Annotated in this window: 15 protein-coding genes; 7 read left to right on the forward strand and 8 right to left on the reverse strand. The window is 60.4% G+C overall.

The window, feature by feature from the left end:
• Positions 1–39 precede the first annotated feature (39 nt).
• Together BSF44_RS23505 and elbB are read right to left on the reverse strand one after the other, a co-directional pair.
• Complete coding sequence (locus tag BSF44_RS23505) at positions 40–495, reverse strand: YaiI/YqxD family protein (protein ID WP_095945531.1); 456 nt, start codon at positions 493–495, stop codon at positions 40–42.
• A gap of 134 nt (positions 496–629) precedes the next feature.
• Positions 630–1298 (reverse strand): isoprenoid biosynthesis glyoxalase ElbB, encoded by a 669-nt coding sequence (elbB, locus tag BSF44_RS23515; RefSeq protein WP_095945532.1) that lies wholly within the window; start codon positions 1296–1298, stop codon positions 630–632.
• A 115-nt stretch (positions 1299–1413) separates the two neighbouring features.
• Here elbB and BSF44_RS23520 point away from each other — a divergent pair, with 115 nt between their 5' ends.
• Positions 1414–2649, forward strand: a complete 1236-nt coding sequence (locus BSF44_RS23520; RefSeq protein ID WP_095945533.1) for a sterol desaturase family protein — start codon at positions 1414–1416, stop codon at positions 2647–2649.
• On the opposite strand, the gene BSF44_RS23525 is transcribed toward BSF44_RS23520, so the two are convergent.
• On the reverse strand, positions 2630–3262 hold the full coding sequence (locus BSF44_RS23525) for a DedA family protein (RefSeq protein WP_095945534.1): 633 nt from the start codon (positions 3260–3262) through the stop codon (positions 2630–2632). The genes BSF44_RS23520 and BSF44_RS23525 overlap by 20 nt on opposite strands.
• 205 nt (positions 3263–3467) lie before the next feature.
• Between BSF44_RS23525 and hemB the strand changes: the two genes are divergently transcribed.
• Both hemB and ppk1 read left to right on the forward strand, forming a co-directional pair.
• On the forward strand, positions 3468–4481 hold the full coding sequence (gene hemB, locus BSF44_RS23530; protein ID WP_095945535.1) for a porphobilinogen synthase: 1014 nt from the start codon (positions 3468–3470) through the stop codon (positions 4479–4481).
• A gap of 18 nt (positions 4482–4499) precedes the next feature.
• Entirely contained in the window at positions 4500–6728 is a 2229-nt protein-coding gene (gene ppk1, locus BSF44_RS23535) for a polyphosphate kinase 1 (RefSeq protein WP_095945536.1), read from the forward strand.
• 155 nt (positions 6729–6883) lie between these two features.
• On the opposite strand, the gene ppx is transcribed toward ppk1, so the two are convergent.
• From ppx to BSF44_RS23560, 5 genes are all read right to left on the reverse strand, one after another.
• Entirely contained in the window at positions 6884–8386 is a 1503-nt protein-coding gene (gene ppx / locus BSF44_RS23540) for an exopolyphosphatase (RefSeq protein ID WP_095945537.1), read from the reverse strand.
• Between the two features lie 206 nt (positions 8387–8592).
• Positions 8593–9330, reverse strand: a complete 738-nt coding sequence (locus BSF44_RS23545) for an amino acid ABC transporter ATP-binding protein (protein ID WP_095945538.1) — start codon at positions 9328–9330, stop codon at positions 8593–8595.
• Positions 9317–9967 carry an amino acid ABC transporter permease gene (locus tag BSF44_RS23550; RefSeq protein WP_095945539.1) on the reverse strand — a complete coding sequence of 217 codons (651 nt, stop codon included), beginning with the start codon at positions 9965–9967 and terminating at the stop codon, positions 9317–9319. The genes BSF44_RS23545 and BSF44_RS23550 overlap by 14 nt, the downstream gene beginning before the upstream one ends.
• A complete protein-coding gene (locus tag BSF44_RS23555; RefSeq protein ID WP_095945540.1) occupies positions 9964–10632 on the reverse strand; it encodes an amino acid ABC transporter permease in 669 nt (222 codons plus the stop codon). Before BSF44_RS23555 ends, BSF44_RS23550 begins: the two co-directional genes overlap by 4 nt.
• Positions 10633–10654: 22 nt before the next feature.
• A complete protein-coding gene (locus BSF44_RS23560) occupies positions 10655–11440 on the reverse strand; it encodes a transporter substrate-binding domain-containing protein (protein WP_095945541.1) in 786 nt (261 codons plus the stop codon).
• A gap of 256 nt (positions 11441–11696) precedes the next feature.
• On the opposite strand from BSF44_RS23560, the gene BSF44_RS23570 reads away from it, so the two are divergent.
• The 4 genes from BSF44_RS23570 to BSF44_RS23585 all read left to right on the forward strand — a co-directional run bounded on the left by BSF44_RS23570 (position 11697) and on the right by BSF44_RS23585 (position 16543).
• Positions 11697–12404, forward strand: a complete 708-nt coding sequence (locus tag BSF44_RS23570; RefSeq protein WP_095945543.1) for a FadR/GntR family transcriptional regulator — start codon at positions 11697–11699, stop codon at positions 12402–12404.
• 120 nt (positions 12405–12524) lie between these two features.
• Positions 12525–12854 (forward strand): thioredoxin TrxA, encoded by a 330-nt coding sequence (gene trxA, locus BSF44_RS23575; protein WP_003206727.1) that lies wholly within the window; start codon positions 12525–12527, stop codon positions 12852–12854.
• 247 nt (positions 12855–13101) lie between these two features.
• On the forward strand, positions 13102–14361 hold the full coding sequence (gene rho, locus BSF44_RS23580) for a transcription termination factor Rho (RefSeq protein ID WP_046039047.1): 1260 nt from the start codon (positions 13102–13104) through the stop codon (positions 14359–14361).
• A gap of 196 nt (positions 14362–14557) precedes the next feature.
• The gene (locus BSF44_RS23585; RefSeq protein WP_095945544.1) at positions 14558–16543 is read left to right on the forward strand and encodes an acyltransferase family protein; all 1986 of its coding nucleotides are present in this window, start codon (positions 14558–14560) and stop codon (positions 16541–16543) included.
• The last annotated feature ends 33 nt before the right edge of the window (positions 16544–16576 follow it).

The raw sequence follows: 16576 nt of genomic DNA on the forward strand, positions 1-16576 counted from the left end.
TCGCGAGCAGGCTCGCTCCCACAGGGTTCACTGGCAGGCTCAGGCTTTTCGGGTAAGCCTGGTCAAAATCCGGTCCAGCGCATTGGCGAACGCCTGCTTCTCACGGTCGCCAAACGGCGCCGGTCCACCGCCCATTTGCCCCTGTTCGCGCAAGTCAGTGAACAGGTTGCGAACCGCCAGCCGCTCACCCATGTTCTGCGCATCGAACTCCTTGCCCCGTGGGTCGAGCGCTGCCACGCCCTTCTTCACCAGGCGATCGGCCAGCGGCACATCGCTGCAGATCACCAGCTCACCAGGCACCGCGTGCTCCACCAGGTAGTCATCGGCCGCATCCGGGCCGCTCGGCACCACGATCAGCTTGACCAGTGCCAGCCCCGGCTTGATCTGCGGCTGCCCGGCCACCAGCACCACTTCGAACTGGCGCTTGAGGGCGAACTTCACCACCAGATCCTTGGCAGCCCGCGGACAGGCGTCGGCATCGATCCACACACGCATTGGTTTTTCCTCAACCATAGAATCTCCCACAGGTTATACCCAATCCTGTGGGAGCGAGCCTGCTCGCGATAGCGGACTTACAGACAACATCTATGTTGAATGTGCCGGCCCCGCTCCTACAGTTCTGAACCGTGTCAGGCGTCGTTTTCGTGGGTCAGTTCGAGCACGCGGTCGACCAGTTTATTGATGCCTGACGCCGCTTCACTGATCGATTGCGCCAGCATGTAGGCCGGGGTGCTCACCAGTTTGCGTGCCTTGTCCTCGACGATCTCAGTGACCGCGCAATCGGTATGGGTCGCGCCCATCTTGTTCATCGCGGCAGCCGTGTCGGTATCGTTGCCAATGGTGCAGGTGACGCCCGGGCCGTAGATCTTTGCCGCCAGGGCAGGGGAGATGCACATCAACCCCACCGGTTTGCCGGCCTCGGCAAAGGCTTCGGTCAGTGCCAGGACATCCGGTTGAACGGTGCAACCGGCTCCTTCGATGGCGAAGCTGGACAGGTTCTTGGCCGAGCCGAAGCCGCCGGGCACGATCAGCGCATCGAACTCATCGACGTTCGCGTCACGGATATCCTTGATGTTGCCCCGGGCAATCCGCGCCGACTCCACCAGCACGTTGCGCGATTCGGGCATTTCTTCGCCGGTCAGGTGGTTGATCACATGCAACTGCGCGATGTCTGGTGCAAAACACTGCACTTGGGCACCGCGCTGGTCCAGGCGCAGCAGGGTGATGACGCTCTCGTGGAGCTCGGCGCCGTCGTACACGCCACAACCGGAAAGGATCACTGCAACTTTTTTGCTCATGGGCTTTTCTCCAGATTCATGGCGTTAAATGTCCACTAATTTGTCCTGCGTTGCCATAGGGTTAATTCACGGCTGCACATAGCATCTGTCCTCAAGATTCCGATCAGGGCGCGTCATGGACTTCATTCTGTATGCGGTGCCGTTTTTCTTTGTGCTGATCGTCTTCGAGTTGCTGGCCGACCGTTGGCGCGGGGTAAGCAATTATCGGGTGGCGGACGCGATCAACAGCATCAGCACCGGCGTGCTGTCGACCACCACGGGTCTGTTGACCAAGGGTGTGGGGCTGGTGATCTACGCCTTTGCCCTCAAGCACCTGGCGCTGTTCGAGCTGTCGGCCGACAGCGTCTGGACCTGGGTGTTTGCCTTTGTCTTCTACGATTTCTGCTACTACTGGCTGCATCGCATGGGCCACGAGCGCAACATCCTCTGGGCCGCCCATTCGGTGCATCACCAGAGCGAGGACTACAACCTGTCCACGGCGTTGCGCCAGACCAGTACCGGATTCCTGTTGAGCTGGATCTTCTATCTGCCGATGGCGGTGTCCGGCGTGCCGCTGCCGGTATTCGTCAGCGTCGCGGCGCTGAACCTGCTGTACCAGTTCTGGGTGCACACGCGGCACATTCCCAAGCTTGGCTGGTTCGAATGGTTCTTTGTCACGCCGTCCAATCATCGGGCTCACCATGCGCAGAACGCTCTCTACATGGATCGCAACTACGGCGGCGTGTTCATTATTTGGGACCGCCTGTTCGGCTCGTTCCAGGAAGAAGACGACAACGAGCCGGTGGTCTTCGGCGTGACCACACCGCTGGCGAGCTGGAACCCCGTGTGGGCGAACGTGCAGTTCTACGCGCAGTTGTGGGCAGACGCGTGGCGTACCGAAAGCACCTGGGACAAGCTGCGGATCTGGTTCATGCGCACCGGCTGGCGCCCGGCTGACGTGGCGGCCAGATACCCGATGAACAAGCCGGACCTGAGCCAGTTTCGCAAATTCGAGGTGGCGCTGGACGGGCGTCAGCAGCTCTACGTCTTCTTGCAGTTCTGCGTCTATATTGCGCTGGGCAGTTACTTGATGAATCTTGAAGCGAAGCTGCCAGTCGCCGCCCTGGTGTTGGGCTGGGGGACGGTGGCGTTCGGTCTGTTTGTACTGGGCGTGGCCCTGGAGAATCGCCCGTGGGCGTTGAAGCTGGAGCTGGTGCGGCTGGCGTCGAACCTGCCATTGGCATGGCTGGCCCCGATGGTGGGGCTGTGGCCGGCCAGCGTCGTGGGCTGGGTCGGCCTGTTCAGTTACAGCCTGTTGAGCGGCGTCGGTCTCTACTGTTGCAGGAACCGCATCACTCGGCTGGCGTCGTAGGACCTTCAGTGTTGGTCCGCGCAGCTTTCAGGGCTTGTTCGTCGGCGTAGACCTGCCTGGCCAGGCGGGCATTCTTGAAGCGCCGACGCAGCCACAGCACGAAGCCCAGGACCAGCAGCGCGCCAAGCACCCAGAGTTCATACTTCTTCACACTGCCGAGCATACCTTCGAGCACCGCGCCGAAATGGTAAGCGGCAGCAGCGAGGGCAGCGGCCCAGATCGCCGCGCCAATCCCGTTGAGCAGCAGGTAACGGCCCGGCGGATAGCCCGACAGCCCGATGGCCACCGGCATGACCGTGCGCAAACCGTAGACGAAGCGAAAACTCAGTACCCAGATGTCCGGGTGCTTGCGAATGTGTTCCAGCGCCCGGTCGCCCATCATCTGCCAGCGGGGTTTGCGCGCCAGCAGTTTGCGGCCGTGCTTGCGTCCCAGGAAATACCACAGTTGGTCGCCGGCATAACTGCCGAAGAAGGCCACGACCACTACCAGGTTGATGTCCATGTATCCACGGAACGCGAGGAAGCCCGCGAGCACCAGGATGGTTTCGCCTTCGAAGAACGTGCCTAGAAAAAGGGCAAAGTAGCCGAAGTCATGCAGAAATTGTTGGAGCATTGTCTGGGTGCTGGCGAAATGAACGCGCAGCCTAACCCTTCGGACACATTCAGGAAAGTGTCCAAATGTGTCTCGACGTGAACATTTCCTACAACGACAATGGAATGCGGCTACCTGTCGCAGCGTGCACATAACTGTCACGCGTTCGTCATAATGGCCGCTTATAACTGTCACGCTCGCACGTCTGCGGGCTCAGGAGTCTGCCGTGAGCTTTACCCCCGCCAACCGTTTGTTCCCAGCAACCCGCCTGCGCCGTAATCGCCGTGACGACTTCTCGCGTCGTCTGGTGCGGGAAAACGTCCTGACCGTCGATGATCTGATCCTGCCGGTGTTCGTGCTGGATGGTGAAAACCGTCGCGAAGCGGTGGCTTCGATGCCGGGCGTCGAACGCCTGACCATCGACCTGTTGCTGGAGGAAGCGGCCAAGTGGGTCGAGCTGGGGATTCCGGCGCTGGCACTGTTCCCGGTGACGCCCTCGGAACTCAAGTCGCTGGACGCCGCCGAAGCGTGGAACCCCGAAGGCATCGCCCAACGCGCGACCCGTGCGTTGCGTGCGCGATTCCCTGAGCTGGGGGTGATCACCGACGTCGCCCTGGACCCGTTCACCACCCATGGCCAGGACGGCATCCTGGATGAAGAAGGCTACGTGCAGAACGACATCACCGTCGACGCACTGGTCCGGCAAGCCCTGTCCCACGCTGAAGCCGGCGCTCAGGTCGTGGCCCCATCGGACATGATGGACGGTCGCATCCAGGCGATCCGCGAAGCCCTCGAAGTGGCCGGTCACGTCAATGTGCGGATCATGGCCTACTCGGCCAAGTACGCCAGTGCCTATTACGGTCCGTTCCGCGATGCGGTCGGTTCGGCGCTGAACCTGGGTAAGGCCAACAAGGCCTCCTATCAGATGGACCCGGCCAACAGCAACGAAGCGCTGCACGAAGTGGCCGCGGACTTGTCAGAAGGTGCAGATATGGTCATGGTCAAGCCGGGCATGCCGTACCTGGACATCCTGTGCCGGGTAAAAGAAGAATTCAAAGTGCCGACGTTTGTTTATCAAGTCAGCGGCGAATACGCCATGCACATGGCGGCGATCCAGAATGGCTGGTTGAGCGAAGGGGTTGTCCTCGAGTCCCTGACCGCTTTCAAACGTGCAGGGGCTGATGGCATCCTGACGTACTTTGCCGTTCGTGCCGCTCAATTGTTACGAGAGCAAAAATAGCCCTCCCAGGAACATTCGATGAATACCGAAGTACTCACTGAAGTTGCCGTAAAAGACGCTCAACCTGTGGTGGAACAGGTCGCCGAGACCCCGCCGGCGCTGGAGCCAGCTCCGCCCGCGGCGGTCGTCGAAACCGCCGTGACAGCGCCAGCGCCGGTGCTGGCCATTCCCGGCCTGGATGACAGCAGCCTGTACATCCACCGCGAGCTCTCGCAACTGCAGTTCAACATCCGCGTGCTGGAGCAGGCGCTGGACGAGTCCTATCCATTGCTGGAGCGGCTGAAGTTTCTGTTGATCTTCTCCAGCAACCTGGACGAGTTCTTCGAAATTCGCGTCGCCGGCCTCAAGAAGCAGATCACCTTTGCCCGTGAACAGGCCGGCGCCGATGGTCTGCAACCGCATCAGGCCCTTGCACGCATCAGCGAGCTGGTCCACGGTCACGTCGATCGCCAGTACGCGATCCTCAACGATATTCTGTTGCCGGAACTGGAAAAGCATCAGGTCCGCTTCATCCGTCGCCGTAACTGGACGACCAAGCTCAAGACCTGGGTCCGCCGCTATTTCCGTGACGAGATCGCACCGATCATCACCCCGATCGGCCTCGACCCGACTCACCCGTTCCCGTTGCTGGTGAACAAGAGCCTGAACTTCATCGTCGAGCTCGAAGGCGTCGACGCCTTTGGTCGCGATTCCGGTCTGGCGATCATCCCGGCGCCACGCCTGCTGCCGCGCATCATCAAGGTGCCGGAAGAAGTCGGCGGCGCTGGCGACAACTATGTATTCCTGTCGTCGATGATTCACGCCCACGCCGATGACCTGTTCCAGGGCATGAAGGTCAAGGGTTGCTACCAGTTCCGCCTGACCCGTAACGCCGACCTGGCGCTGGACTCCGAAGACGTCGAAGACCTGGCCCGCGCCTTGCGCGGCGAGCTGTTCTCCCGTCGCTACGGCGATGCGGTGCGTCTGGAAGTGGCCGACACGTGCCCGAAACACCTGTCTGACTACCTGCTCAAGCAATTCAACCTGAGTGAGTCGGAGTTGTATCAGGTCAACGGTCCGGTGAACCTGACGCGGCTATTCAGCATCACCGGCCTGGACAGTCAGCGCGAGCTGCAATACCTGCCGTTCACCCCGCAGATTCCGAAACTGCTGCAGAACAGCGAGAACATTTTCAGCGTGGTCAGCAAGCAGGACATCCTGCTGCTGCACCCGTTCGAGTCGTTTACCCCGGTGGTCGACCTGCTGCGCCAGGCCGCCAAGGACCCGCACGTGCTGGCGGTGCGCCAGACCCTGTACCGCTCCGGCGCCAACTCGGAAATCGTCGATGCGCTGGTGGATGCGGCGCGTAACGGCAAAGAAGTCACGGCGGTTATCGAATTGCGCGCGCGGTTCGACGAAGAGTCCAACCTGCAGCTGGCCAGCCGTCTGCAAGCGGCCGGTGCGGTGGTGATCTACGGTGTGGTCGGCTTCAAGACCCACGCCAAGATGATGCTTATTTTGCGGCGCGAAGCGGGTGAAATCGTGCGTTACGCGCACCTCGGTACGGGTAACTACCACGCCGGCAACGCCCGCCTGTATACCGACTACAGCCTGCTGACCTCCGACGACGCCTTGTGCGAAGACGTCGGCAAACTGTTCAGCCAGTTGATCGGCATGGGTAAGACGCTGCGCATGAAGAAACTGCTGCACGCGCCGTTCACCCTGAAGAAGGGCATGCTCGACATGATTGCCCGGGAGACCCAGTTCGCCCTCGACGGCAAACCGGCGCACATCATTGCCAAGTTCAACTCGCTGACCGATCCGAAGATCATCCGCGCGCTGTACAAGGCCAGCCAGTCAGGCGTGCGCATCGATCTGGTGGTGCGTGGCATGTGCTGCCTGCGGCCGGGCATCGCCGGGGTTTCCCACAACATCCACGTGCGCTCGATCATCGGCCGCTTCCTGGAACACACCCGGGTCTTCTACTTCCTCAACGGTGGCGATGAGCAGATGTTCCTGTCCAGTGCCGACTGGATGGAACGCAACCTCGACAAGCGCGTTGAGACTTGCTTCCCGGTGGAAGGCAAGAAGCTGATCATGCGGGTCAAGAAAGAGCTGGAGTTGTATCTGACCGATAACACCCACAGCTGGAGCCTGCAGTCGGACGGCCGTTACATCCGTAACACACCGACCGGCAACCAGAACCCGCGCAGCGCCCAGGCGACGTTGCTGGAGCGTTTGGGTAGTCCGATTCTGGCTGTGCGGTAACGGGAGTCAGCGGGTGAAAAAAGGGCGATCCATGTGGATCGCCCTTTTTGCTGTAGGAGCGAGCTTGCTCGCGAAAAACGTGAGGGCAACGCGTATCCAGATAACACGCGTTATCGTTAGCCTCCATCGCGAGCAAGCTCGCTCCTACAGGGGGATTAGCGAGCGCTCAACACGATATCGACCCGGGTCAGCCATTGCGCTTCGATTTCGAAGTCGGCCTGGGTCAGCTGGTTTTCGTCCAGCCAGTTTTCCGGGAACACCACTTCCAGGCTGTTGCCATGGGCGTTCAGTTCCACCTGAGGCATTTGCTGGGTGCCACGGATGTGGTGGAACAGGATCGCAAAGCGCAGCAGCACGCACAGGCGAATCAGCTTGATGCCGTCATCGCCGAAATCGGCGAACTTGTCCTTGGGAATGTTGCGTCGGTGGCCGCGTACCAGCAGCGCGAGCATCAACTGGTCTTCGCGGGAGAACCCGGCGAGGTCCGAGTGCTCGATCAGGTAGGCGCCGTGCTTGTGGTACTGGTAGTGAGCGATGTCCAGGCCCACCTCATGGACCTTGGCTGCCCAGCCGAGCAGTTCGCGCCAGACGCCGTCTTCCAGATCCCAGTCCTCGGCCACCTGATCGAACGCATGCAGTGCCTTGCGCTCGACCCGTACCGCCTGTTCCTGATCGACGTGGTAGCGCTCCATCAGCGAAGTGAGGGTGCGTTCGCGCACGTCTTCGTGATGATGGCGGCCCAGCAGGTCATAAAGCACACCTTCGCGCAGGGCACCTTCGCAGTGATCCATGCGTTGCAGTTCGAGGGAGTCGAAAATTGCTTCGAGGATCGCCAGGCCCGCCGGGAAGATCGCCCGGCGATCCGGTTTGATACCTTCGAAATCGATTTTCTCGACGTCGCCCATCTTGATCAGTTTGCGCTTGAGCCAGGCCAGGCCTTCGGCGTTGACCTCGCCGGTACCATGACCGCCAGCCTTCAGCGCCAGACCGATGGCGCGGATGGTGCCCGAGGAGCCGATGGCTTCATCCCAGGTCAGGCGGTGCAGGGCGTGCTCGATGCTCATGATCTCCAGCCGCGCCGCGGTGTACGCCTGAGCGTAACGGGCCGGGGTGATCTTGCCGTCCTTGAAATAGCGTTGGGTGTAGCTGACGCAGCCCATTTGCAGGCTTTCGCGCAGCAGCGGTTCGAAGCGCTGGCCAATGATGAATTCGGTACTGCCGCCACCGATGTCGGCCACCAGGCGTTTGCCCGGGGTATCGGCGAGGGTGTGGGACACGCCGAGATAGATCAGGCGCGCTTCTTCACGGCCGGAAATGACTTCCACCGGGTGGCCGAGGATTTCTTCGGCGCGATGGATGAATTCGGCGCGGTTGCGGGCTTCACGCAAGGCGTTGGTGCCGACGATGCGAACGGCGCCGGTAGGCATACCGCTGATCAGTTGGGCGAAGCGCTTGAGGCAATCGAGCCCGCGCTGCATCGATTCTTCGCTGAGATGGCGCTCTTCGTCGATGCCGGCGGCCAGCTGAACCTTCTCCCCGAGACGCTCGAGAATACGGATCTCGCCGTTCTGGGCTTTGGCCACGACCATGTGAAAGCTGTTGGAGCCCAGGTCGATTGCTGCGATCAGGGACAGATTCTTGGCTTTGGATTGCGGCATGGTCAGGAGTCTCGGTCGATAACCTCGACATCGTGCCACGATCAAAGGCTGGCGCCAACGCGCAGTGTTCAAAGCCTTGATCCAGTGCATGCAAACGGTGACCGCTGCGCGGTCAATCGCTAGCAGGCTAGCTCCCACATTGGAATGCGTCCCCCTGTGGGAGCTAGCCTGCTAGCGATGGCGGCCTTCCAGACACCGAAGATCTGTCAGCCCGCCGCCTCAACCGTCCCAATGAAGTTCGCCAGCTCCGCCGTCTGCGGATTGGCAAACAACACTTTCGGGTCGCCCACCTCATGCACCTTGCCCATGTGCATGAACACCAACTTATCCCCAACCTCCCGGGCGAACCGCATTTCGTGGGTAACCATGATCAACGTCATGCCTTCCCTGGCCAGTTGCCGGACCACGCTCAGCACTTCATTGACCAGTTCCGGGTCCAGCGCCGAGGTAATTTCGTCGCAGAGCAAAACCTTCGGCGACATCGCCAGTGCCCGGGCAATCGCTACGCGCTGTTGCTGCCCGCCGGACAAGCGATCCGGGAAAGCATCGAACTTTTCCCCCAGTCCGACCCTTTCCAGCATCTGCCGCGCCAGTTCGGCGGCCTTGGCTTTCGGTACTTTCTGCACCACTTGCGGCGCGAGCATGACGTTCTCGCCGACGGTCAGGTGCGGGAACAGGTTGAACTGTTGGAACACCATGCCGACTTTCTGCCGCAGGCTGCGCAGGTCGGCGCGGGCGGCGTCGAGGTACTCGCCGTCGACTTCGATCACGCCGTCGTTGATCGATTCCAGGCCGTTGAGGGTGCGCAGCAGGGTGGACTTGCCCGAGCCGCTGCGGCCGATGATCGCCACCACCTGGCCTTCCTCGATGCTCAGGTCGATGCCTTTGAGCACATGGTGATCGCCGTAGTATTTATGCAGGGCGGAAATTCTAAGCAGAGGCATGCAGTCTCCTTTCCAGATAGCGCGCACTGAGCGACAAGGGGTAGCAGAGCAGGAAGTAGCCGAGGGCGACGAGGCCGTAGACCATGAACGGTTCGAAGGTGGCGTTGGCGAGCATGCCGCCGGTCTTGGTCAGCTCGGTGAAGCCGATGATCGAGGTGACGGCAGTGCCTTTGACCACTTGCACCGAAAACCCCACGGTCGGCGCCACGGCGATGCGCAACGCCTGAGGCAGGATCACATGGCGCAATTGTTCCAGCGGGGTCAGCGCCAGGCTCGATGAGGCTTCCCATTGGCCGTTTGGAATCGAATCGACGCAACCGCGCCAGATCTCCGCCAGATAAGCGCTGGTGAACAACGTCAGTGCAATCGCCGCCGCCATCCACGGCGAAATCTCTATCCCGGCCAGCGCGACGCCGAAAAACACCAGGAACAACTGCATCAATAGCGGTGTGCCCTGGAACAGTTCGATGTAAGTGCGGGCGAAACTGCGCGGCAGGGATTTTTTCGAGATGCGCATGATCATGATCAACAAGCCGATCAGCCCGCCGCCAATGAACGCCACCAGCGACAGCGCCAGCGTCCATTGCAGACCCATGAGCAGGTTGCGCACGATGTCCCAGAAGGTGAAGTCGCTCATCGGCTGCTCCTTGCAATGAAGCGGTGGCCGATCCAGTTCAATAGCTGGCGGATCAGTAGCGCCATGCACAGGTACAGCAGCGTGGTGAGTGCGTAGGTTTCAAAGGCGCGGAAGTTGCGCGATTGAATGAAGTTGGCGGCGAAGCTCAGCTCTTCGGTGGCGATCTGCGAGCAGACTGCCGAGCCGAGCATGACGATGATGATCTGGCTGCTCAGCGCCGGCCAGACTTTACCCAGTGCCGGCAGCAGCACCACATGACGGAACGCTTCGAAGCGTGTCATCGCCAGTGCCGCGGCGGCTTCCAGCTGACCCCGGGGAATCGCCTGGATGCCGGCGCGGATGATCTCGGTGGAATAAGCGCCGAGGTTGATGACCATTGCCAGCACCGCCGCCTGCCATTCGGAAATCTGCACGCCCAGGGACGGCAAGCCGAAGAAGATGAAAAACAACTGCACCAGGAATGGCGTGTTGCGGATCAACTCGACGTAGACCGCGAAAATCCCCGCGAAAGGCCGGATGTTCCACGCCCGCACCAACGCCCCGACGATGCCCAGCCCCACGCCGAGCAAAGCGCCGATGGCGGTCAGCTCAAGGGTGAACAGCGCACCGCGCAGCAACAGGTCGGTGTTGTTCACCACCGGCAGGAAATCGAACTGATAAGCCATAAAACGTCTCCAGCGCGCCGAATCAGAGATCGGCCGGCAACGGTTCTTTCAGCCAGGTCAGGGCGTTCTTTTCCAGCGCGCCGTCGCTCTTGGCGGTCACGAGGATCTGGTTGACCTTGCCCAGCAGCGCCGGCTCGTTCTTGTTGACGCCGACGTAGACCGGCGAATCCTTGAGCTTCAGTTTCAGCGCCGGCACGCGTTTCGGGCTTTTCTCGCTGATGGCGACCATCACCACGTTGCCGCTGGCGATCAGGTCGACTTGCCCGGCCAGGTACGCGGCAATGGTCGAGTTGTTGTCTTCGAAACGCTTGATGGTCACGCCTTCGGGGGCGACCTTGGTCAGCTCGATGTCTTCGATGGCGCCACGGGTGACGCTGATGGTCTTGCCCTTGAGGTCGTCCAGGCTCTTGATGTCGGCGTCTGGCGGACCGAACACGGCGAGGTAGAACGGCGCGTAGGCACGGGAGAAGTCGATGACCTTTTCACGCTCCGGGTTCTTGCCGAGGCTGGAGATCACCAGGTCGACCTTGCCGGTGGTGAGGAACGGGATGCGGTTGGTGCTGTTGACCGGGGTCAGTTCGAGTTTGACCTTGAGCTGGTCGGCCAGCAGTTTGGCTGTATCGATGTCGAGGCCGCGGGGTTTCATGTCCGGGCCGACCGAACCGAAGGGCGGGAAGTCCTGGGGCACGGCCACCTTGAGGACGCCGCGCTTGACCACATCCTCCAGGCCGTCGGCGTGGGCGGGTGCCTGGCTCAGCATCAGGCTGGCAAACAGGGCTTTGATGAGGGCGCTGTAACGCTGGGTCATGGAAAATCTCCGGATCGGCAAGAAGTGATTTCTGCGGATCGACAGAGCATGGGCCATGCCAACTTAGGGTTTTGGGGGCGCCAGAGCGCGGTTTTGCTGGTGCCGAACGGTCTTACTGGTCTGAACAGTCAGGTTGTATTTCGCACTCCGATAGCGCAGCCAGGAAAATTGCCGAACCCCCATGGGGCACGACTTGCCGGGCGTCGTGAATAGCTTTACAACTGGGGCCACCTTGGCCTGGTTCGTCTGGAAAACCATGAACTCGATCTCTCGCGCCGTACCTGAAGTGGCGCTGCAAGCCATCCGCAAACTGATTACCGAACAGGGCTTCGGGCCGGGGGATGCCTTGCCCTCGCAACGGGGCCTGGCGGTGCAATTGGGGGTCAGTCGGGCGTCGTTGCGCGAGGCGTTGTCATCGCTGAGCGCACTGGGCGTCATCAGCATCCAGCCGGGCAAAGGCGTGTTCGTGCAGTCGCCGGTGGAGTTGCCGCGCGGCGATGCGGTGCCGGGCTGGCCGTTCGCGGCACAGGCTTCGCCGCTGGACATCTTTCAGTTGCGCTATGCGCTGGAAGGTTTTGCGGCGGGGTTGGCGGCCGTAACCTTGAGCACCGACGAACTCGATGCACTGGAAGACAATGTCGCCGCCATGCGCAACGAGTTGAAGTCCGGCGACTTCGAAGCCGCGGCCCGCCTGGATTTCGAATTCCACCGCCGCATCCTGCTGGCCAGCGGCAATCAGGCGATGCTGAGCATCCTGACCGCCAGCGCCGACATCTTCCTGGAAAGCCAGAAGCTACCGTTCATCCGGGTCGAGCGGGCCATGGAAACCTGGCAGGAGCACCGCAAAATCCTTCGTGCGCTGGCCCGCCGAGCGTCTGGCGCCGCACAAAAGGCCATGCAGGAGCACGTACGCAATGCCGCGTTGCGCACCGGAATCGCGTTCATCGCTCCCGTCACTTCATGACCTGAGCTATACCCAAACTCATGAATCACCATAGCGAGACTCAATCATCTGCACCTTCCTGAACGAGGGAAGGGCAGCTATGATGGGCCACGTTTTTTTGCTTACAACCTGGAGAATTCCATGAGCAGCGATCTTATCAAACACGTTAGCGACGCTAGCTTCGAGGCCGACGTACTCAAGGCCGAAGGCGCTGTACTGGTCGACTACTGGGCTGAATGGTGCGGCCCTTGCAAAATGATCGCTCCGGTTCTGGACGAAATTGCCGAGACTTACAAAGGCAAGCTGACCGTTGCCAAGCTGAACATCGACGAAAACCAGGAAACCCCGGCCAAGCACGGCGTACGTGGTATCCCGACCCTGATGCTGTTCAAGAACGGCAACGTTGAAGCGACCAAGGTCGGCGCACTGTCGAAGTCGCAACTGGCTGCCTTCCTCGACGCCAACATCTAAGCGTCGCTGCAAAGTATCCTGAAAAAGCCCCGCAAATAGCGGGGCTTTTTGCGTATTCAGGGCTAGACGCTCCTAAACTCAGGTGGTACATTCGGCCCCGCACTGGTTTCTCCACTGCCCCCTGCTAGCCGTCGCCGACGCACTCCTTTTCGAATAAGTACGCGATCCTGTCGCCTTCTCTGCGGCGCGGCCTCATTAAGCCAAAAGCTTAATTTCCCCCCTCCATAAATGATTACGTCATTCCTATATGAATCTGACTGAACTCAAGCAAAAGCCGATTACCGAACTGCTCGAATTGGCCGAACAGATGGGCATAGAAAATATGGCCCGTTCGCGCAAGCAGGACGTGATTTTCTCCCTGCTCAAAAAGCACGCTAAAAGCGGCGAGGAAATCTCCGGTGATGGCGTGCTGGAGATTCTCCAGGACGGCTTCGGCTTCCTGCGCTCCGCTGACGCTTCCTATCTCGCCGGTCCAGACGATATCTACGTCTCGCCGAGCCAGATCCGTCGTTTCAACTTGCGCACCGGTGACACCATCGTTGGCAAGATTCGCCCTCCAAAGGAAGGCGAGCGTTATTTCGCGCTGCTCAAGGTCGACACGATCAACTACGACCGTCCGGAAAACGCGAAAAACAAGATTCTCTTCGAGAACCTGACTCCGCTGTTCCCGACCGTGCGCATGAAGATGGAGGCCGGTAACGGTTCCACCGAAGACTTGACCGGTCGTGTCATCGACCTGTGCGCCCCGATCGGTAAAGGCCAGCGCGGTCTGATCGTTGCACCGCCGAAAGCGGGCAAGACGATCATGCTGCAGAACATCGCCGCGAACATCGCGCGTAACAACCCAGAAGTTCACCTGATCGTGCTGCTGATCGACGAACGTCCGGAAGAAGTAACCGAAATGCAGCGCACCGTGCGCGGCGAAGTGGTTGCCTCGACGTTCGACGAGCCGCCAACCCGCCACGTGCAGGTTGCCGAAATGGTGATCGAGAAGGCCAAGCGCCTGGTCGAGCACAAGAAAGACGTGGTGATCCTGCTCGACTCCATCACCCGTCTGGCTCGCGCCTACAACACCGTGATCCCGAGCTCCGGCAAGGTACTGACCGGTGGTGTCGATGCCCACGCCCTGGAGAAACCGAAGCGTTTCTTCGGCGCGGCGCGGAACATCGAAGAAGGCGGCTCGCTGACCATCATCGCCACCGCGTTGGTTGAAACCGGCTCGAAGATGGACGAAGTGATCTACGAGGAATTCAAAGGCACCGGCAACATGGAGTTGCCGCTGGATCGCCGTATCGCTGAAAAGCGCGTCTTCCCGGCCATCAACATCAACCGTTCCGGTACCCGCCGCGAAGAGTTGCTGACTGCCGACGACGAGCTGCAGCGCATGTGGATCCTGCGCAAGCTGCTGCATCCGATGGATGAAGTCGCTGCCATCGAGTTCCTGGTCGACAAGCTGAAAACGACCAAGACCAACGATGAATTCTTCCTGTCGATGAAACGCAAGTAACATCGCCCGTTGAGTTCAAGAGAATGGCGCCCCGGTGGGGCGCCATTTTTTTTGCCTGCAATTTTTTGCCCGGACCATGGGAGGTTTTTGATTGGCCAGGGTCAGTTGGTTAGCACTTCAACCAGCCGCGTCAGCAGTCATCTCCGGGGACGATGCTCAAGCGCGCTGAAACAACGATCTGACTGGTTTAATTTTTATGAGCTCACTGGCTTATCGAAGGGATATCGACGGCTTGCGCGCAGTGGCGGTGATCGCTGTCGTGCTGTTTCATTTTGGCGTTCCGGGGTTTACCGGCGGCTTTGTCGGCGTGGACGTGTTTTTCGTGATTTCCGGTTACCTGATCACGTCGATCATCTGGAATCAGCGCCAGACCGGGCAATTCAGCTTCGTCGATTTCTGGGCCCGGCGTGCGCGGCGGATTTTGCCGGCGTTGTTCGCGATGATCGTCGCGGTGCTGGCGGTCGGCTGGTATTTGCTGGCACCGAAGGATTACGAGGAACTGGGGCGGTCGGTGCGTTACCAGGTGATGTTCGTGTCCAACATCCTGTTCATGCGCCAGGACGGCTATTTCGATGTCGCCTCCGATCTCAAACCTCTGCTGCACACCTGGTCGCTGGCGGTGGAGGAGCAGTTTTACATCGTCTTCCCGTTGCTGCTGACACTGCTGTCGAGTCGTCTGAAACATTGGCGGCCGGCGCTGTTCGGCGTATTGCTGCTGTCTTTTGGCTTGAGCGTGTGGGCCGTCGCCCATCATCCGGAAAAAGCCTTCTTCCTGCTACCGATGCGTGCGTGGGAGCTATTGGCCGGTGCGATGCTGGCGGTAGTGCCCAAGTCTGCATGGCGTCTCAAGCCGATGGCGGCGCAGTGGCTGAGCCTGTTTGGCATGGTGCTGATCCTGTTGGCGGTGTTCGGTTATGACAAGGCCACGCCATTTCCTGGCGTCGCGGCGTTGCTGCCGGTGCTTGGCGTGGTGCTGATGATTTTGACCAACGGTCATCGTGAAACCTGGATTGGTCAGTTTTTGAGCAGTCGGATAATGGTAGGCCTCGGCCTGATTTCTTATTCCTGGTACCTGTGGCACTGGCCGGTGTTCGTATTCTCCCGCTATGCCAGCGTCAGTGAACCGGGTGCTTTCGACAGTGCCGGGTTGATTCTGCTGACGCTGGTGCTGGGTTATCTGTCGTGGAAGTTCGTCGAAACCCCGTTTCGTGAGCGTCGCCTGTTCGCTGGACGCCGGCAGATTCTGCTCGCCGGCGCCTGCGGTGTCCTGGTACTCGGCCTGGCCGGGCAGACCTTGCGATGGACCGACGGCATGCCGTGGCGTCTGTCTGACCAGGCCCTGCAATACGCCAAGGGGCGCGAATGGCGGCCAGAGCTCATGGCCTGCCTGGCCGATGACAAGACACCGGATGACAAATTGTTCTGTCGTTATGGCGCGCAAAACCGCCTGCCCCCAGCGCTTGTCTGGGGCGATAGCCATGCCACGGCGTTGATTCCGGTTTTCAACGAGGGGGCCAAGACCCATGGCGTCAACGTGATGCTCGCCAGTTCTGCTGGTTGTTTGCCTGTCGAAGGCCTGGAGCATGATGCGCGTTGTGCGCGGTTCAATCGACGCGTTGAACAGGCCTTGAAGCCGCAAGCTATCGCCGATGTGGTGTTGGTCGCGCACTGGAGCCTGTACCTCTACGGCGACGGCAAAGGTGATCTGGGCCACGCGCTGAAAAACACTGATGGGCACTACGACCGCGCCCGTGCCGAACAACGTCTGGCCGATGGCTTGCGTGCACGAGTCGCGCAATTGCGTGCCGGCGGGCATCGGGTCTGGCTGGTAAAAGAGGTGCCGTTGCAGGCCTTCAGTCCACCGTATCGTCTCACCCGTCTGGCAATGCTGGCCCGTCCTGTCGACGATGTCGGGCTGGCACTCGCAGAGCACCACACGCGCCAGGCATTCATCAGTCAATTGTTCGCACAACTGGCGCAAGACCCGGCGGTACAGGTGGTGGACCCGGCGCCGAGGTTATGTGATGCAAACGGCCTGTGCCGCGCCGAACGCGGCGGCTACTCGTTGTACACCGATGACAATCATCTCTCGGAAGTCGGTGCGCGGTGGGTGGCGCCGATCCTCGAACCGCTGTTTGTCAGTCTGCAAGCCGAGGTAAACCCGGGAAATGCATCCAGATAAGCAGCGATAAGCTGCCAGCGGCCGGCAGAGCAG

Source organism: Pseudomonas sp. ACN8, assembly GCF_002303925.1.
GTDB lineage: Bacteria > Pseudomonadota > Gammaproteobacteria > Pseudomonadales > Pseudomonadaceae > Aquipseudomonas.

Coding starts and splice junctions, on each gene's coding strand:
- ppk1 (WP_095945536.1), top strand. CDS start 4,500: ATGAATACCGAAGTACTCACTGAAGTTGCCGTAAAAGACGCTCAACCT.
- rho (WP_046039047.1), top strand. CDS start 13,102: ATGAATCTGACTGAACTCAAGCAAAAGCCGATTACCGAACTGCTCGAA.
- BSF44_RS23555 (WP_095945540.1), bottom strand. CDS start 10,632: ATGGCTTATCAGTTCGATTTCCTGCCGGTGGTGAACAACACCGACCTG.
- BSF44_RS23550 (WP_095945539.1), bottom strand. CDS start 9,967: ATGAGCGACTTCACCTTCTGGGACATCGTGCGCAACCTGCTCATGGGT.
- BSF44_RS23560 (WP_095945541.1), bottom strand. CDS start 11,440: ATGACCCAGCGTTACAGCGCCCTCATCAAAGCCCTGTTTGCCAGCCTG.
- BSF44_RS23585 (WP_095945544.1), top strand. CDS start 14,558: ATGAGCTCACTGGCTTATCGAAGGGATATCGACGGCTTGCGCGCAGTG.
- trxA (WP_003206727.1), top strand. CDS start 12,525: ATGAGCAGCGATCTTATCAAACACGTTAGCGACGCTAGCTTCGAGGCC.
- BSF44_RS23505 (WP_095945531.1), bottom strand. CDS start 495: ATGCGTGTGTGGATCGATGCCGACGCCTGTCCGCGGGCTGCCAAGGAT.
- BSF44_RS23525 (WP_095945534.1), bottom strand. CDS start 3,262: ATGCTCCAACAATTTCTGCATGACTTCGGCTACTTTGCCCTTTTTCTA.
- elbB (WP_095945532.1), bottom strand. CDS start 1,298: ATGAGCAAAAAAGTTGCAGTGATCCTTTCCGGTTGTGGCGTGTACGAC.
- BSF44_RS23570 (WP_095945543.1), top strand. CDS start 11,697: ATGAACTCGATCTCTCGCGCCGTACCTGAAGTGGCGCTGCAAGCCATC.
- ppx (WP_095945537.1), bottom strand. CDS start 8,386: ATGCCGCAATCCAAAGCCAAGAATCTGTCCCTGATCGCAGCAATCGAC.
- BSF44_RS23545 (WP_095945538.1), bottom strand. CDS start 9,330: ATGCCTCTGCTTAGAATTTCCGCCCTGCATAAATACTACGGCGATCAC.
- BSF44_RS23520 (WP_095945533.1), top strand. CDS start 1,414: ATGGACTTCATTCTGTATGCGGTGCCGTTTTTCTTTGTGCTGATCGTC.